Raw genomic sequence first — 15911 nt, 5'->3', positions numbered from 1 at the left:
GCGGAGGAGCCGTCAGACCGCCCCGGCTCCGGTCAGCGAGCGCACCTCGGTCTCCGCGTGCTTCGCCTCGTCGGCCTGTTCCCTGGACGTCACCGTGCCGATCCACCCGGCCAGGAAGCCCAGCGGAATCGAGACGAGCCCGGGGTTCTCCAACGGGAAGAGCTGAAAGTCGACGCCCGGGAACAGCGCCGTCTCGCTGCCCGAGACCACCGGGGACAGCACGACCAGCACCAGGGCGGGCACCAGCCCTCCGTAGACGGACCAGACCGCACCCCGGGTACTGAACCTGCGCCAGAACAGGGAGTACAGCAGCGCCGGAAGATTCGCCGAGGCCGCCACCGCGAAGGCCAGGCCCACCAGGAACGCCACGTTCAAGTCCCGCACCAGCAGGGCCAGTGCGATGGCGATCGCGCCGATCACGGCAGCGGCGACCCGCGCGACCGCGACCTCACTGTGCCTCTTGGCCCCCGCACGCCGGAGACTTGCGTACAGGTCGTGTGCCACGGACGCCGAGGAGGCCAGCGTGATTCCGGCGACCACGGCGAGGATCGTCGCGAACGCGATCGCCGCAACGACTGCGAACAGCACCGTCCCGCCCATGGAGTCGAGGCCGCCCCCGAGGTCCCCGGCGAGCAACGGCACCGCTGTGTTGCCCGCCGCGTTCGACTCACGCACCTCCTTCGTTCCGAGGACCGCCGCCGCACCGAACCCCAGCACGATCGTCATCAGGTAGAAACTGCCGATCAGGCCGATGGACCACACCACCGAACGCCTCGCCGCCCGCGCCGTCGGCACGGTGTAGAAGCGCGACAGGATGTGCGGAAGTCCCGCGGTGCCCAGGACCAGGGCCAGCCCGAGGCTCATGAAGTCAAAGCGGGCGGTCCAACTGCCGCCGTACTTGAGCCCGGGCGCCAGAAAATCGTCACCGTGCCCACTGCGCTCGGCCGCCGTGCTCAGCAGCGCGTCGAAGTCTCCGTGGAAACGGACCAGTACGAGCACCGTGAGCGCCACGGCGCCCCCCATGAGCAGGACGGCCTTGACGATCTGGATCCACGTCGTGGCCCGCATCCCGCCCATCGACACATAGATCACCATGAGCGCGCCGACACCGATCACGGTCCATGCCTGGGCAGCCCCGCTGCTGCCGCCGAGCAGTAGCGCCACCAGGCTGCCCGCCCCCACCATCTGGGCGACCAGGTAGAGAACCGACACCGTGACGGAGGAGGCTCCCGTGGCCACGCGCACGGGCTTCTCCCGCATCCGCGCCGCGACCACATCGGCCAACGTGAACCGGCCGCAGTTCCGGACGAGTTCGGCCACCAGCATCAGCACCACGAGCCAGGCGACCAGGAAGCCGACCGAGTACAGCAGCCCGTCGTAGCCGTACAGCGCGATGAGCCCCGAGATTCCCAGGAACGAGGCGGCCGACATGTAGTCGCCCGCGATCGCGAATCCGTTCTCCATGGGGGAGAACAGCCGACCTCCGGCGTAGAACTCCTCCGCCGATCCGTGCCTGTTCCGGCTCACCCACGCGGTGATCGTGAGGGTGACCGCGACAAAGACGCTGAAGAGCACCAGTGCCAGTGTCTGGTGATTATCCGTCACCGCTGCATCCCCCGCGTCCGCTCCTGCGTGTCCCAGCGGAGGTCGAGCGCCGCCCGGTCCCGGCGGAGCCGTGCGTGCCGCGCGTAGGCCCAGGTGAGCAGGAAGGTCGTCAGGAACTGTCCGAGACCGGCGAACATCGCGATGTTCACCACGCCGACCACGGGCCGCGCCATCAGTTCCGGAGCCGTCGTCGCGGCCACCACATAGGCCACGTACCAGAGGAAGAAGGCGATCACCGCCGGAATCACGAACCGCCGGTACCTGCTGCGCACTTCGCGAAAGGCCGCGCTGTGCTGCACGTCCAGGTAAATGCTGGAGGCACTGCACTCCGAAGCCCGGGGCTGTGGCACCCCTGGCTGCTCAGCGCCGACGGTCTTGTCAGGTTCCTCCCAGCCCGAGGCCAGCGCCTCGAACCAGGGATCCTCCAGCCGGACCTTGCCGCCTTCGTTCCCGACCTGCTTGTCCACCGAACTCTCCTTGCCCGTGCCGCGGATTGGTTGCGGCGCGTCATCAAGGATGGGCGGAATGTGACGATCCAGGTTTGGCTCCCTCCTCTCTTCACACCATCAGGTGATGGACCGGTCCGGCGGGCGGACAAGCCCGTGGGCATATGCGTAACGCACGGCCCCCGCCCGGTCCTTGAGGCCCGCTTTGGCGAACAGATTGTTGATGTGGGTCTTCACCGTCGCCATCGAGACCTGCAGCGCCCTGGCGATCTGGTGGTTGGACAGCCCCTCCGCGATGTGTACGAGCACCTCCTTCTCCCTGGTGGTGAGACCGTCCGGCACCTCCGACCGGGGTGACGAGTCCTGCGGTGCCGACAGGCGCTCCAGCAACCGACGTTGGACGGCGGGCGAGAATCCGGCGTCTCCGGCCAGCACGCTGTGCACGACGCGGACGATCTCCTCCCCGCCGGCGTCCTTGGTCAGATAGCCGCGGGCTCCGGCCCGCAGCGCCGGGAAGACCGACTCGTCGTCCCCGAACGTGGTGAGCACCACGACCTGCGTTCCGGGATGCTGTTCGCGGATCCGACGCGTCGCCTCGACCCCGTCGCAGCGCGGCATGCGCAGGTCCATCAGGACGGCGTCCGGAGCGAGTTCGGCCACCCGGGCAACCGCCTCGTTCCCGTCCGCCGCGGAGCCGACCACGGTGATTCCGGGCAGCAGGTCGAGAAGCATCACGATGCCTTCGCGCACCACGGTCTGGTCGTCGGCAACCACCACCCTGGCATTGCGCCGCTCCCCCGGTTCGGTCATGCCGGTACCTTCAACGTCACCTTGAATCCCTCCTCGTACGGCCCTGCCTCCAACGAGCCGCCGAGCAGTTCGGCACGCTCCCGCATCCCCAACAGGCCGTATCCGCCTCCCGCTTGCGAGAGTTCTCCGGGCGCTCCCCCCGAGTCCCGCACCGCGAGGGTGACATGGCCCTCCGCGTATTCGAGCCGAAGGTCGACCCGGGCTCCGAGCGCATGTTTGCGCACGTTGGTCAGCGCCTCCTGCGCCACCCTCCTCACCGTCTGGGACGACTCCGCGGGCAACTGTCGCGGCGCCCCCGTCACTTGCACCTCACTTCCTCCCGCCGCAGCGACGAGCGTCTTCAAGTACTCTTCCAACGGCGTCATATCGCCTCGTAGGGCGGAGAGCGCCTGCCGAGTCTCCTCCAGCCCTTGTCGCGCCATGCCTCTGGCCGCGACGACACGTTCCCGCACCACATCGCGCTCGGCGTTCTGGTCGAGCAGGACTCGCGCCGCCTCCAGGTGCACGAGTTGCGCGGACAGGCTGTGCGCGAGGACGTCGTGGATCTCCCTGGCGATCCGTGATCTCTCTTCGAGTGCCGCCGACTCGCGCTCTGCTCGCCGCGCGGCCCGTTCCTGTTCGAGTAGTCGCTGCGCGCTGCCGCGCGCCTCGGCGTCGAGTCGCAGGACGTAACCGGCGAGGCTCGTACCCCCCGCCGTCACCGTCGTGGTGAACCAGGAGCTCTCGTCCACGGACACAAAGGCAGCCAGGGCAAGCGCCGTTGTCGGAACGGCAGCCATGAGCGGCAGCCGTTCCAGCGCGGACACCACACAGCCGCACCACAGGATGAGCGCGACCGCTGAGAGCCCGGCGGCTTCGGCAACCATGCCCGCACCGAGCAGCATTCCCAGAAGCAACAGCGAGGGCCACAAGCGGTGTTCAAGGCTCGTCCGGAAAAAGGCCCAAGCTGTCGCCGCACAGCCAGCCACCCCTGCCCCGGCGACGACGAGCATCCCGGTGGAGAGCTCGGCATCCGCGAAGGCACTCCACATCAGAATGCCGATGACCAACGCCCGCACCATCCAGGTCAGTACGCGGCGCGCCAACGTCATTTTCGCCAGGGACAGCGCTTCGGGTGCGGGCCAGGCCTTCCACAGTCCCGGCCTCACGACCGCACTCGCCGTACGGAGCGAAGCATCGGGACGCGCTCGCCACCGGCTACGGCGAGGGTGGCCTGAACGGGTATCAGGGGAGCGGGGAACGGAACGGACATGGGCACCTTCATGGACGGACCAGCAGGAACGCCCTCGAAGTTACGCCGCTCAACCGTCGGCCCACATCGGATCAGGGGTGGATCCGGGGTGGATTCGAACCCTCCACCCTGGGGTGGAGACCAGCGGCTCCGGCCTCCACCCAGACCCTCTCGGAGCGGTCAGGCGTCGATGCGCGACCGGTCGAGGGTCGCCGCCGACCCCGTGATGAACTCCTTGCGCGGGGCGACTTCATTGCCCATGAGCAGGTCGAAGACCTTCTCCGACGACTCCAGGTCCGAGATGTTGATGCGGCGCAGCGTCCGGTGGCGCGGGTCCATGGTCGTCTCCGCGAGCTGGTCGGCGTCCATCTCGCCGAGGCCCTTGTATCGCTGGATGGAGTCCTTGTACCGGACGTTGGTGCGCTGCAACTCGAGCAGGGTGTCCCGCAGTTCACGGTCGGAGTACGTGTACACGTACTTCTCCTGGCCCTTCTTCGGCTGGGACAACTCGATGCGGTGCAGCGGCGGCACCGCCGCGAACACCCGGCCCGCCTCGACCATGGGTCGCATGTAGCGCTGGAAGAGCGTCAGCAGGAGGCAACGGATGTGCGCGCCGTCGACGTCGGCGTCCACGAGCAGGATGATCTTGCCGTAGCGCGCCGCGTCGATGTCGAAGGTGCGGCCGGAGCCTGCTCCTATGACCTGGATGATCGCTCCGCACTCGGCGTTCTTGAGCATGTCCGAGACCGAGGACTTCTGGACGTTGAGGATCTTGCCGCGGATCGGCAGCAGGGCCTGGAACTCGGAGTTGCGGGCCAGCTTCGCCGTGCCCAGCGCCGAGTCCCCCTCGACGATGAACAGTTCGCTGCGCTCCACGTCGTCACTGCGGCAGTCGGCGAGCTTGGCCGGCAGCGAGGAGGACTCCAGAGCGGTCTTCCGGCGCTGCGCCTCCTTGTGCTGGCGGGCGGCGATGCGCGTACGGGCGGCGGCGACCATCTTCTCCATGACGGCGCGTGCCTGGCCCTTGGCGTCCCGCTTGGTGGAGGTCAGGAAGGCCTTGAGTTCCTTCGCCACCACGTTCGCCACGATCCGGTTCGCCGCCGAGGTGCCGAGCACCTCCTTGGTCTGCCCCTCGAACTGCGGCTCGGCGAGACGCACCGTGACCACGGCGGTGAGGCCCTCCAGCGCATCGTCCTTGACGACGTCGTCCTCGGCGACCCGCAGCAGCTTCTGAGCGCGCAGCACCTCGTTGACCGTCTTGGTCACGGACCGTTCGAATCCGGTGACGTGAGTGCCGCCCTTGGGCGTGGCGATGATGTTGACGAAGGACTTCACCGTCGAGTCGTAGCCGGTGCCCCAGCGCAGCGCCACGTCCACCCCGAGGTCACGGGTGACTTCGGTGGGCGTCATGTGACCGCGGTCGTCCAGCACGGGCACGGTCTCCTTGAAGGTGCCCTGGCCCGAGAAGCGGAGGATGTCGCAGACGGGCTTGTCGGTCGCGAGGTACTCGCAGAACTCGCTGATGCCGCCATCGAAGCGGAACGACTCCTCGCCCTTGGTGCCGCCCTCGCCGAGGCCGAGCTCGTCGCGCACCACGAGAGTCAGGCCCGGCACCAGGAAGGCGGTCTGCCGGGCTCGCTGGTGCAGGGTGTCCAGGGAGAGCTTGGCGTCCTTGAGGAAGATCTGGCGGTCCGCCCAGTAGCGGATCCGTGTCCCGACCCGGTTCTTGGGAACCTTTTTGGTCTTCTTCAGGCCACCCTCGTCGAACGAAGAGTCCGGACCCTGCCCGGAGAAGTGGCCGGGGACACCGCGGCGGAAACTGATCGCATGCGTATGGCCGCCACGGTCGACCTCGACGTCGAGGCGCGACGACAGGGCGTTGACCACGGACGCACCGACACCGTGGAGGCCACCGGAGGCGGCATAGGAGCCACCACCGAACTTGCCGCCCGCGTGCAGCTTGGTCATGACGACCTCGACACCGGACATGCCGGTCTTTGGCTCGATGTCCACGGGGATGCCGCGTCCGTTGTCGCGGACCTCGACCGAGCCGTCGTCGTGAAGTACGACCTCGATGTGGTCGCAGTAACCACCCAGGGCTTCGTCGACGGAGTTGTCGATGATCTCCCACAGGCAGTGCATCAGGCCACGGCTGTCGGTGGATCCGATGTACATACCCGGGCGCTTACGGACCGCTTCGAGGCCTTCGAGGACCAGCAGGTGCCGCGCGGTGTAGTTGGAACCGTCACGGTCTGCTCCGGTCAGCAGCGCTGTGGACGGCACGGACGTCTCGGCGGTCACGCGGTTCGCTCCTCGCTGAATTTCAGTTGCGGCCCCAGTGGGTAAGGGGCCCGGCATCGGTCGCCGGTCAGAGGGTACCGAGGCCTGGTAGAGCCGTTGTCACGCCACCCTCGTTCAAACTCAGACTAGTGCAGGACCCTCACAGAATCGTACGTACGTACGATCGCTCGTTGGGGTGAAGCACACATCACGTTCCCAACGAGGCATGAACCATTTAGGCTCCGGGCACGTCCTTCTGAACAACCGGCAACCCAGCCGGGAGGACTAAGACACTGACAGACAGCGCGAACCCGTAAGACACATAAGACACGCAATACGGCACATTCGCCGCCAACCGTCAGCAACCAGCCGCCTACGAAGAGAAAACTTCAAGGAAATGCCGCGAGCGGGAACGTTTTCGGACTGGTTGGATGTTGACCCTGGTACGACAGCTCGTCGAGCTAGAGAAGAGGCGACGTGACTACTGTTCTGACCCCCGCGAGCCCGTTGACGGCCGCCGACCGCTGCGACCGCTGCGGCGCCCAGGCATATCTGCGCGTCGTCCTGTTGAGCGGCGGTGAACTGCTCTTCTGCGCCCATCACGGCCGGAAGTTCGAGCCGGAACTCAAGAAGATCGCCGCTGAGATACAGGACGAGACCGAACGGCTGAACGCAGCCCCTCCGAGCGCCGAGGAAGGCGAGCGCTGACACCTTCGGCCTCAACGACGAGCCACCCCGGCCCCATGGCCGGAATCGGGCGGCCGCCCCCGCCAAAGGGGCGGCCGCCCGCTCGCATTGTGTGACCGCCGCCTCGCACAATGTGTCACTTCGGACCGTCGACGAAGCCCTGCACCCCGGCGATTCGCGTGTATACGCCGGGACTCGAGGCGCTTCCGCAGCCGCCTCCCCAGGACACAAGGCCGATCAGGCGCCCGCGCGCGACCAGAGGCCCGCCACTGTCCCCCTGGCAGGCGTCCCGCCCTCCCCCGGGCTCCCCGGCGCACAGCATGCGCGCAGCCACGTAGCGCCCCTGCACAGAGCCCGGATAGGCCTTGGCGCAGGCACGGTCCGGCAGGACCCGTACCGTGGCCCCACGCAGCGCGTCCGGATAGTCCTCGCGGCCGCTGGTATCGCCCCAGCCGTAGACCCGGGCGGCGGTGCCCACGCGGTACGCGGTATCTCCCCGGCGGGCCATGGGGATCACGGCGCTCGCCGGCAACGGCTCGGCCAGTTCGAGCTTCGCCACATCACCGTCGTTGGTCGACCTGTCGTACGCGGGGTTCACGGACGCCCGCCGTACGGCGGTCTCACTCCCCGTTCGCATACGCAGATCCGCACGCCCGGCCACGACCCTCAGATCACGCACTTCCCGCAGTGGCACACCGAGCACTTCGCCGCTCAGACAATGGGCCGCCGTGAGCACCGTTGTGCGCGCCACCGCCACACCGCCGCAGAACTGGCCTCCCCGCCTGCCGCCGAACCGGTCACGGCTGGTCAGAGCCACCACCCACGGGCTCTCCCCCGGCCCCACCCGCTGTCCACCGACGACCGCGCTCTCGGCTCCCGCCGAGAGCGGAGCGAGCAGGGACAGAACGGCGGCACCGAAAACCAGAGCTGCAATCATGCGGGAGCCACGGCGCATACGCTCTCCTCACTCGTTGTACGGGGCAGCAAACCCAGGGTGAGTCAGTGGCGCGGCTCCCGCATCCTCGAACACGCGCGAGGCCCGGAACCTTGATCGGTTCCGGGCCTCGTACGGCTGTTGAGCGGGGATCAGTCCAGGTAGTCCCGCAGAACCTGCGAGCGGGACGGGTGGCGCAGCTTCGACATCGTCTTGGACTCGATCTGGCGGATGCGCTCGCGCGTCACTCCGTAGACCTTGCCGATCTCGTCGAGCGTCTTGGGCTGACCGTCGGTGAGGCCGAACCGCATCGAGACCACGCCCGCCTCGCGCTCGGACAGGGTGTCGAGCACGGAGTGCAGCTGCTCCTGCAGAAGCGTGAAGCTCACGGCGTCGGCGGGCACGACGGCCTCGGAGTCCTCGATGAGGTCACCGAACTCGCTGTCGCCGTCCTCGCCCAGCGGCGTGTGCAGCGAGATGGGCTCCCGGCCGTACTTCTGGACCTCGATGACCTTCTCGGGGGTCATGTCGAGTTCCTTGGCCAGCTCCTCCGGGGTGGGCTCGCGGCCCAGGTCCTGGAGCATCTGGCGCTGGACGCGGGCCAGCTTGTTGATGACCTCGACCATGTGCACCGGGATACGGATGGTGCGTGCCTGGTCGGCCATGGCGCGGGTGATGGCCTGTCGAATCCACCAGGTGGCATACGTGGAGAACTTGTAGCCCTTGGTGTAGTCGAACTTCTCGACCGCGCGGATGAGACCGAGGTTGCCCTCCTGGATCAGGTCCAGGAAGAGCATGCCGCGGCCGGTGTACCGCTTGGCCAGCGAGACCACGAGACGGAGGTTGGCCTCGAGCAGGTGGTTCTTGGCCCGACGCCCGTCCTCGGCGATGATCTCCAGCTCGCGCTTGAGCTTCGGGGCGAGCTTGTCGGCGCTGGCCAGCTTGTCCTCGGCGAAGAGGCCGGCCTCGATGCGCTTGGCGAGCTCCACCTCCTGCTCGGCGTTGAGCAGGGGGACTTTGCCGATCTGCTTGAGGTAGTCCTTCACCGGGTCGGCGGTGGCGCCTGCCGCCGCGACCTGCTGAGCGGGAGCGTCGTCCTCGTCCTCGTCGGACAGGACGAAGCCCTGACTGCCGTCCTCGGCGGGCTCCTCGCCGGGCTTGCCCGCGGCGACCTGTGCCTCGTCGACGGCGCCCTCGTCCTCGGTCGCCTCGTCGGCGTCCTTCTTGGACGTGGTCTTCTTCGCCGCCGCCTTCTTCGTGGTCTTCTTCGCGGCCGCCTTCTTGGCGGTCGTCTTCTTGGCCGCGGCCTTCTTCGCCGGTGATGCTTCCTCGGCCTCGGCGGAGACCTCGGTCGCCTCCGGCTCGGCAGCGGACGCAGATGCGGCCTTCTTCGCGGGGACGGACTTGGCGGCCACGGTCTTGGTGGCGGTGCGCTTGGCCGCACTCTTCGCCGCCACGCTCTTGCGTGTGCGCTTGGGCTCCGATGCACTGACCATCAGCGTCACACCCTCTTCCTCGAGGATCTGGTTGAGGCTGCGCAGTACGTTCTTCCACTGAGTGGCCGGGATCTGGTCAGCTTCGAAGGCCCGACGCACATCGTCGCCGGCGATCTGCCCCTCAGACTTTCCCCGCTCGATGAGCGCCAGTACAGAGACGGAATCGGCGATCTCCGGCGGGAGCGTACGGGATGTGCTGGCCGACACGAACAACCTCTCGGAACGATGGAAAACGGCTTCCGGCCCCGTCCACGAAGGACTGGAGCCGACGACCGCCGACTTGGGGATTGGCCGGCGACGCGGGCGGGGGCCGGGGAGATTCACAGCGCCGTGAACGGCGGCCGTATTCCCTCCTCGACTGTCACCTCTTAGGTCATCGCGCTGTTCCCGTGAGTGTTACGCCCAATCTGCGTGGCCCGAGTCACACCCCTTAAGGCCACAAATGCAGGCATACACGATCAAAGGCATACGCGAGACGTGCACGTCCGCCATCCGGATCGGTCACATCCGATCAGGAACGCCACTTCCTGCACCCCGCCCGGGTCGCGCCGTCGCCGGCGAACCGACACGAGCCCGGACGGAGTTGGTTGAGCAGTGAAGTATCGCGCGGCGCGCACGCCCGGCCCTCTCCCTGTGAATTCAGTGCTCGCGCGGAGCCGGAACCACGCGCTCCACCTCGGGGTGAACGGTGAGGAGTTGGCGCATGGCGCTCTCGGCGCCCTGGCCGTCGCCGTTGGCGAGGCAGTCCACGATGCGGCTGTGGTGACCGAGGGTCCCCTCGTGGGGGCGGTCACAGCCGGTGGAGGGCCCACCCGACACCTGGAGCGCTGCGGACACGATGCCGGAGAGGTGGTCGAGCATGCGGTTGCCGGCGACCTGGATCAGCAGGCCGTGGAACTCCGCGTCGGCCCGCGCGTAGGTGATCCCGTCGGCCTGAGCCAGCGCGTGCCCCATGATCTCGGTCAGGTCGGTCAGCCGCTGCTGGACGTCCTCACGTCCGTGGCCCGCGGCGAGCCGGGCGGCGAGCGGCTCGATCGTCCAGCGGAGCTCGCTCAGCTCGCGGCGCTGATCGTCCCGCTGGGGGCCGAAGGCGCGCCACTCGATGATGTCGGGGTCCAGCAGGTTCCAGTCGCTGACCGGGCGGACCCGGGTGCCGACATTGGGCCGGGCGCTGACGAGCCCCTTCGCTTCGAGCACACGCAGCGACTCGCGTACGACGGTGCGCGAGACCTCGAAGCGCTGGCCGATCTCCTCGGGAACGAGCGGGCGGTCCGCGCCGAGGTCCCCGGAAACGATCATCTGGCCCAGTTGCTGAACGAGTTGGCCGTGCAGGCCGCGGCCGCGGCTGCCTGCCGTCCGCCGGCCCACACGGCCGAGTTCCGGGTCGGCGCCCTCCCAGGCGGGCGGGCCGGGGCGGTCGACTCCGGGAGCCTCCGCGTAGGGGAAACGGTCGAGTTCGCCCGGTCCTGCGATCCCGGAATCCGAGGAGCGGGCGGCGGTCATCATGGTGTGCGCAAGGGTACTCACGACTGTTGTTGTCGGCCCGGTCCCCAACCCCCTTGAGGGCTTTGGTGAAAAGCACACGAAAGGGTGATCGCTTACCGCGGCCCAATTGACGCGTTCTCGAAAGGTTTTGAACGAATGGCACGTCATTACGCCCAATATGAGTGCCATATTGGACCGTTCGCAGCTACTGGGCCCTGCTCCGCAGCGAGATGACCACGTACGCGCAGGACAGCGCGAACAGCGACAACGACAGTGCGATACCCACGGGTTGAGTAGCCGCGCGCACCACCGCGGCGAAGTACTCCTGCGCTCCGAACGGCCACTGCACGAACGCCAGTGAGCGCAGCCGTGCCGGAAAGCCCGCCGCGCTGTGCGCAGAAGGGACATCCGCCACCCTGTTCAGCAGCGGGACCAGTAGGGCCGAGAGCCCAACTACCGTGGCCAGTCCGGCTGTTGTGCGCCGAAAGACACCTGCGGCCAGCAGCCCCACCCAGGCGCACCCGGTCACCACGCCCAGCCAACCCACCATGAGTAGGGGCCAGTCGTCGGGTACCGGACTCGGCTTCGGCCCGTATACGAGCTGTAGCAGAGCAGCGTCACAGCCGACCGTGAGCAGCGCGATGAGCACCGCGGCCATTCCTGTGACGGCGAGTTTGGCGCCCAGTAACGACAACCGGCGCGGAACGCTCGAGCGTTCGGTCGCCAGTACCGGATAGCGGAACTCCTCCCCGAAAGCCAGGGATCCGAGCACTCCCGCCCCGAGCGCGGCCGGAGGCAGCGGCAACTCTCGCGGCCAGGCGGCGAGTACCCGTTGCTGAGGCGTCTGCCCATTGCGTACCAGGCAGAACGAAATCACGGCGGAGACGAACAGGACCACGCCCAGAGTGAGATAACCGGCCCACACTCCCGACGCCCGGCGCAATTCATAGGTCAGAACACGCACCGGAATGCGTGCGGGACGGATGGTGAGCGGTGGTGGTAGTTGGGAGAGCTCGACGGCCTTCTCGGGACGGCCAGTTGTCGCCTTGCGTTCGGTCGCGGAGGGGGTGCGGGTGTGCTGATCGGCCTTGCCGTCGAGGAGAGCGGTACGCCGCACCGTCTCGCCGCCAGGACCGCCAGGACCGCCAGGACCGCCAGGTGAGGCTCCACCACCGGACCGGGGCGTATCTCCGCCCCGTACCGCGGTGCCGCTTTCCTTTCCGCTGACCGAACCCTGCACGGGGCTTGACGCACCCCAGCCCTCGGAGGGCTCCGATTCCCCCTTGCGCAGCCGGTCGCTCGCACCGGGGCCATCGGTTCCACCTTGCGCGGCTTCGGCGTTGAACCGTCTGCCGTCGATACGTACGGCTTCGCACGCCTCCAGCCGTGGGCGGGCAGGGGCAGGCGGCGCGTGCGCTTTGATACCCATGTCCCCCGTCTCGTCGGCGAGTTGGTGGACGAGAACGCCGTGCCGATGCGCGAGGTCACCGACATCCGCGCAAGAACTCCCGTACACCGAGAGCCGGTTGCCGTCCTCCTTCACCACCTCGACGGACCGGTGGGTCACCCGCGCTTCCTTGGTCAGCAGATCGGCGAGACGAGCCGCGTACGGACTGCGCACCGAGACTCGTGGGCGCAGTCGCGTGCGCGCGAAGTCCGCAACGGTCTGCTCGGCGACGATCCGCCCGCGTTCCAGCACCACCACGCGGTCCGCGACACCGGCCGCCTCCTTGGCGTGCTCGGTCGTGAACAGCACCGTTCCGCCCTGTGCCGCATGGGCGCGCAAGAGGCCGCGCAGCCACAGGGCCTCGCGACTCGACAGGTTCGCCGTGGGCTCGTCGAGGACCAGGGTGTGCGGGTCTCCGAGCAGCGCACCGGCAAGACCCAGGCGCCGGTCCATCCCGCGTGAGAGCCGCCCCAGGGGCTCACCGGCGAGTTCGGCGAGGCCCAGTACGTCGAGCACTTCCTCGGCACGTCCGGTGGGAGCGCCCACGGCGGCACACAGCATCCGGAGGTGACCTCGCACGCTCCGGGACGGGTGCCCCGAGACCTCGCCGACGAGTGCCCCGACTTCGCGTGCGGGGTGGTCGAAGACGTGGAGCGGCCGCCCCTTGAAGTAGGCGATGCCGCGGCCCGGTTGCAGCCCCAGCAACAGCCTGAGCGTGGTCGTTCTGCCGGAACGTGGCCCGCCGAGCAGCGCCGTGACCTGACCGTCGTGCGCCTCGAAGGACACGTCCTCCACGGCCGGCGGCAGTTTCCGGTACGGATGGCTGGTCAGTCCGATGGCCTGAATCATCGCTTCTCTCACGGGAGGTGCGACCGCTCGGCGGCCGGGGCCCGTCCGGATCGGGCACGGACCGGCCCCGCGGGTACCTCAGTAAGATAGCCTGAAATATCCGATTTTCTGGGAAGCTGCAACCGGTGGCGATCCGCGCTTCGTCCGTTGAGCCGGACTTCAGACCTCGGGTCGCAGCATCGGGGGGTTCAACAGCGTCGCGCCGCCCGCGCGGAACAGTTGAGCGGGCCGGCCGCCCTGCCGGGTGGTGGTGCCCCCGGTCGGCACGAGGAACCCCGGGGTTCCCGTCACCTTGCGGTGGAAGTTCCTCGGGTCGAGAGCGACGCCCCACACCGCCTCGTACACCCGGCGCAGCTCGCCGACCGTGAACTCCGGCGGGCAGAAAGCGGTGGCCAGCGAGGAGTACTCGATCTTGGAGCGGGCGCGTTCCACGCCGTCGCCGAGAATCCGCGCGTGATCGAAGGCCAGCGGGGCCGGGGGCTCCTCGCCGAGCCGGGCGTCCGACTGTTCCAGGAGTTCGTCGACCGGCGCCCATTTCGCGCTGTTGGCATCGCCCCCCGCCCGTGGCGCGGGCAGGTCCGGTGCGAGCACGAGGTGGGCGACGCTCACCACACGCATGCGTGGATCCCGCTGCGGGTCGCCGTAGGTCGCCAACTGCTCCAGGTGGGCACCCTTGACTTCGGCTTCCGGTGCCTCGGTCTGGGCGCAGAGCCCCGTCTCCTCGGCGAGTTCCCGGGCCGCAGCCGCCTCCAGGTCCTCGTCGTCGCGTACGAAGCCCCCGGGCAACGCCCACCGGCCCTGGAACGGAGGTTCGCCGCGCCGCACGGCCAGCGCGCACAGGGCGTGACGGCGCACGGTGAGCACAACCAGGTCCACGGTGACGGCGAAGGGCGGGAACGCCGAGGGGTCGTAGGGGGGCATGACGGTGATCATAGTCGTCTGCCTGACGATAAACATCCGGTTCGTACGGAGGGCCCACATCGGGATCCGGACGCATTGTGCGCGCATCGGCGGAAGTTGGAACCACTGCCGGACGGCTGCCGCGAACGCCCCCGTACTGTGCGGCAGCCACCCGTGCACGAGACTGCCCGGCTGCGGTGGTCACCGGCTGTTCCTCGCGCCGCGCCTGCCGACTCGGCGGCTCTGGGACGGGACACGCGGACCGTACTTCGGCGGGCGTCCCGTCACCGGCTTCGCGTGGTGGGGCGCCTGCTTCGGCGGCGTGGAGGGGCGGCGGGGCAGTGGCTTGATACGTCGCTCGGCGAGCGATGCCGGGTTTCCCGTCCCGGGGACCTCAGTCTTCCTCTCTGTGCCACTGCTCCTCGTCCGCGCCGCCTCCCGGTCCGCCCTGCACTGTCGGAGACATTTCCGGACCGCCTCCGGCTCGACCCCCTCGTTGCACGCGCGGTGCAGAAGCATGGCGAAGGTGTACTGAGGGTCTGCCGCCAGGGCCATGGCGAGAGCTTCGCGGGCCTCCAGCTCGTCGCCGAGCGACCATGCGACCCAGCCCGCGAGCGTCAGGGGCGCGGCAGCGTGTTCGCCATATCGCCCGACACAGCGCCGGGCCAGCGCTCGCCAGAGCCGCAAGGCTTGGCGCGCCTCGTCCCCTTCCATCCACTCCGCGGCCCGGTCCCGGGTGTCCCGGTCCTGCAGACCGAGGATCAACGCCGCTGCCTCGTCGTTGGCGACCAGGCCGTCGTCACGTCGGTCGGAGGCCGGCTCCCCGGTCGAGGGCGGCGCCTCGGCCAGGCGCGCGGTCAGGTGTCGGGCCAGGTCAAGGGTGTCCTCGGCCACCGTCGACCGTTCGGTCTCGCCGAGCATCCGGGGCACGAGCGCGGTGCACGCGGCGTCGAGTTCCCGTTCCTGTTCCGCGGCGCGAGGGGCCATTTCCCCACCCTCCGTCCGCCATGGGGTGAGCCGGGCGTGGAGATCCTCGAGGGAACCCCGTACCTGGATGCCCGCGAAGGTTGCGGCAGCTGCGAGAACGGAGGTGCCCGGCACTCCCATCGGGACACCCTCGGGCGGGCAGCACCCGCGCCCGGGGCAGCAGTACGACCAGAGCCTCCCTCCGGAGAGGCACAGGGCCTCCACCACAGGGACGTCGAGAGCGCCGCAGGAGGTCCGGAGCGTCTGGGCCAGTGGCCGGAGCCGTTCCATGACCTCGCGGCCACTCTCCCCTCCTCGCGGTTCCTGGGAGAGGTAGACGATCATTCCGTCGGGCTTGCCGCGTCGGCGTTCGATCCCGTCGATGAGGGACTCGGCGGTCTTGCGGGCGATCGTCGGCCACTCCTCCGCGCGGGCGGGGATGGCGAGCCTCGCGCGCCCGCCAAAGGTTCCGTGCCCGCCATCGGCGTGGATGGCGGCCAGCACGATGCTGTCTCCGGGCCGGTACCCGAGCAAATACGGGAGGGCATCGGCCAGTTCGGCCGCGGAGCGCAGCGTGATCGGCTTCTGTTCTTGGGCCGGGCCGGAGGACTTCGCGTACCGGTCGGCGGTGTTTCCGGATGTGTCGAAGGCTTCTGCCTCGTGGTGATTGGTCATGCGGCACACGATGGCCCGATTCGGGAAAACCCGTGGGGGCCTGTGGACAACTCAGGTCAGGGGCATGCCAGGAGTTGTCCACAGGATCGCGGGCGCGGTC

At 68.6% G+C, this 15911-nt stretch carries 12 protein-coding genes; 1 reads left to right on the top strand and 11 read right to left on the bottom strand.

Annotated features, from left to right (window positions below; genetic code table 11):
• Positions 1-12: 12 nt before the first annotated feature.
• The 5 genes from HUT18_RS27750 to HUT18_RS27730 form a co-directional block, all read right to left on the bottom strand.
• Positions 13-1605 (bottom strand): cation acetate symporter, encoded by a 1593-nt coding sequence (locus tag HUT18_RS27750; protein WP_176103263.1) that lies wholly within the window; start codon positions 1603-1605, stop codon positions 13-15.
• A complete protein-coding gene (locus tag HUT18_RS27745) occupies positions 1602-2072 on the bottom strand; it encodes a DUF485 domain-containing protein (protein ID WP_254878841.1) in 471 nt (156 codons plus the stop codon). The genes HUT18_RS27750 and HUT18_RS27745 overlap by 4 nt, the downstream gene beginning before the upstream one ends.
• Before the next feature lie 99 nt (positions 2073-2171).
• Positions 2172-2861 carry a response regulator transcription factor gene (locus HUT18_RS27740; protein ID WP_176103262.1) on the bottom strand — a complete coding sequence of 230 codons (690 nt, stop codon included), beginning with the start codon at positions 2859-2861 and terminating at the stop codon, positions 2172-2174.
• On the bottom strand, positions 2858-3952 hold the full coding sequence (locus HUT18_RS27735) for a sensor histidine kinase (RefSeq protein WP_176103261.1): 1095 nt from the start codon (positions 3950-3952) through the stop codon (positions 2858-2860). The genes HUT18_RS27740 and HUT18_RS27735 overlap by 4 nt, the downstream gene beginning before the upstream one ends.
• 320 nt (positions 3953-4272) lie before the next feature.
• Entirely contained in the window at positions 4273-6393 is a 2121-nt protein-coding gene (locus HUT18_RS27730) for a type IIA DNA topoisomerase subunit B (protein WP_176103260.1), read from the bottom strand.
• 456 nt (positions 6394-6849) lie between these two features.
• Here HUT18_RS27730 and HUT18_RS27725 point away from each other — a divergent pair, with 456 nt between their 5' ends.
• Positions 6850-7080: a hypothetical protein gene (locus HUT18_RS27725; protein ID WP_176103259.1), complete on the top strand. Its 231-nt coding sequence runs from the start codon at positions 6850-6852 to the stop codon at positions 7078-7080.
• A 115-nt stretch (positions 7081-7195) separates the two neighbouring features.
• Here HUT18_RS27725 and HUT18_RS27720 read toward each other — a convergent pair whose 3' ends face one another.
• The 6 genes from HUT18_RS27720 to HUT18_RS27695 form a co-directional block, all read right to left on the bottom strand.
• Positions 7196-7996, bottom strand: coding sequence for a trypsin-like serine protease (locus tag HUT18_RS27720; RefSeq protein ID WP_254878840.1), 801 nt, complete (start codon positions 7994-7996; stop codon positions 7196-7198).
• Positions 7997-8145: 149 nt separating this feature from the next.
• Positions 8146-9696, bottom strand: coding sequence for an RNA polymerase sigma factor (locus HUT18_RS27715; RefSeq protein ID WP_303246558.1), 1551 nt, complete (start codon positions 9694-9696; stop codon positions 8146-8148).
• 432 nt (positions 9697-10128) lie between these two features.
• Positions 10129-11016, bottom strand: a complete 888-nt coding sequence (locus HUT18_RS27710; protein WP_176103256.1) for a FadR/GntR family transcriptional regulator — start codon at positions 11014-11016, stop codon at positions 10129-10131.
• A 163-nt stretch (positions 11017-11179) separates the two neighbouring features.
• Complete coding sequence (locus HUT18_RS27705; RefSeq protein ID WP_176103255.1) at positions 11180-13270, bottom strand: ATP-binding cassette domain-containing protein; 2091 nt, start codon at positions 13268-13270, stop codon at positions 11180-11182.
• Positions 13271-13429: 159 nt separating this feature from the next.
• Positions 13430-14191 carry an NUDIX domain-containing protein gene (locus HUT18_RS27700; protein WP_176103254.1) on the bottom strand — a complete coding sequence of 254 codons (762 nt, stop codon included), beginning with the start codon at positions 14189-14191 and terminating at the stop codon, positions 13430-13432.
• A gap of 180 nt (positions 14192-14371) precedes the next feature.
• Positions 14372-15811, bottom strand: a complete 1440-nt coding sequence (locus HUT18_RS27695; RefSeq protein ID WP_176103253.1) for a DUF4192 domain-containing protein — start codon at positions 15809-15811, stop codon at positions 14372-14374.
• Positions 15812-15911 lie beyond the last annotated feature (100 nt).

It is taken from the genome of Streptomyces sp. NA04227 (genome assembly GCF_013364195.1).
GTDB lineage: Bacteria > Actinomycetota > Actinomycetes > Streptomycetales > Streptomycetaceae > Streptomyces.
This window is presented reverse-complemented; position numbering and strand designations above follow the sequence as displayed.

Excerpts from the sequence above, each read along its gene's own strand:
- HUT18_RS27740 (WP_176103262.1), bottom strand. The coding sequence starts at position 2,861 with ATGACCGAACCGGGGGAGCGGCGCAATGCCAGGGTGGTGGTTGCCGAC.
- HUT18_RS27735 (WP_176103261.1), bottom strand. The coding sequence starts at position 3,952 with ATGACGTTGGCGCGCCGCGTACTGACCTGGATGGTGCGGGCGTTGGTC.
- HUT18_RS27720 (WP_254878840.1), bottom strand. The coding sequence starts at position 7,996 with ATGATTGCAGCTCTGGTTTTCGGTGCCGCCGTTCTGTCCCTGCTCGCT.
- HUT18_RS27705 (WP_176103255.1), bottom strand. The coding sequence starts at position 13,270 with ATGATTCAGGCCATCGGACTGACCAGCCATCCGTACCGGAAACTGCCG.
- HUT18_RS27700 (WP_176103254.1), bottom strand. The coding sequence starts at position 14,191 with ATGCCCCCCTACGACCCCTCGGCGTTCCCGCCCTTCGCCGTCACCGTG.
- HUT18_RS27695 (WP_176103253.1), bottom strand. The coding sequence starts at position 15,811 with ATGACCAATCACCACGAGGCAGAAGCCTTCGACACATCCGGAAACACC.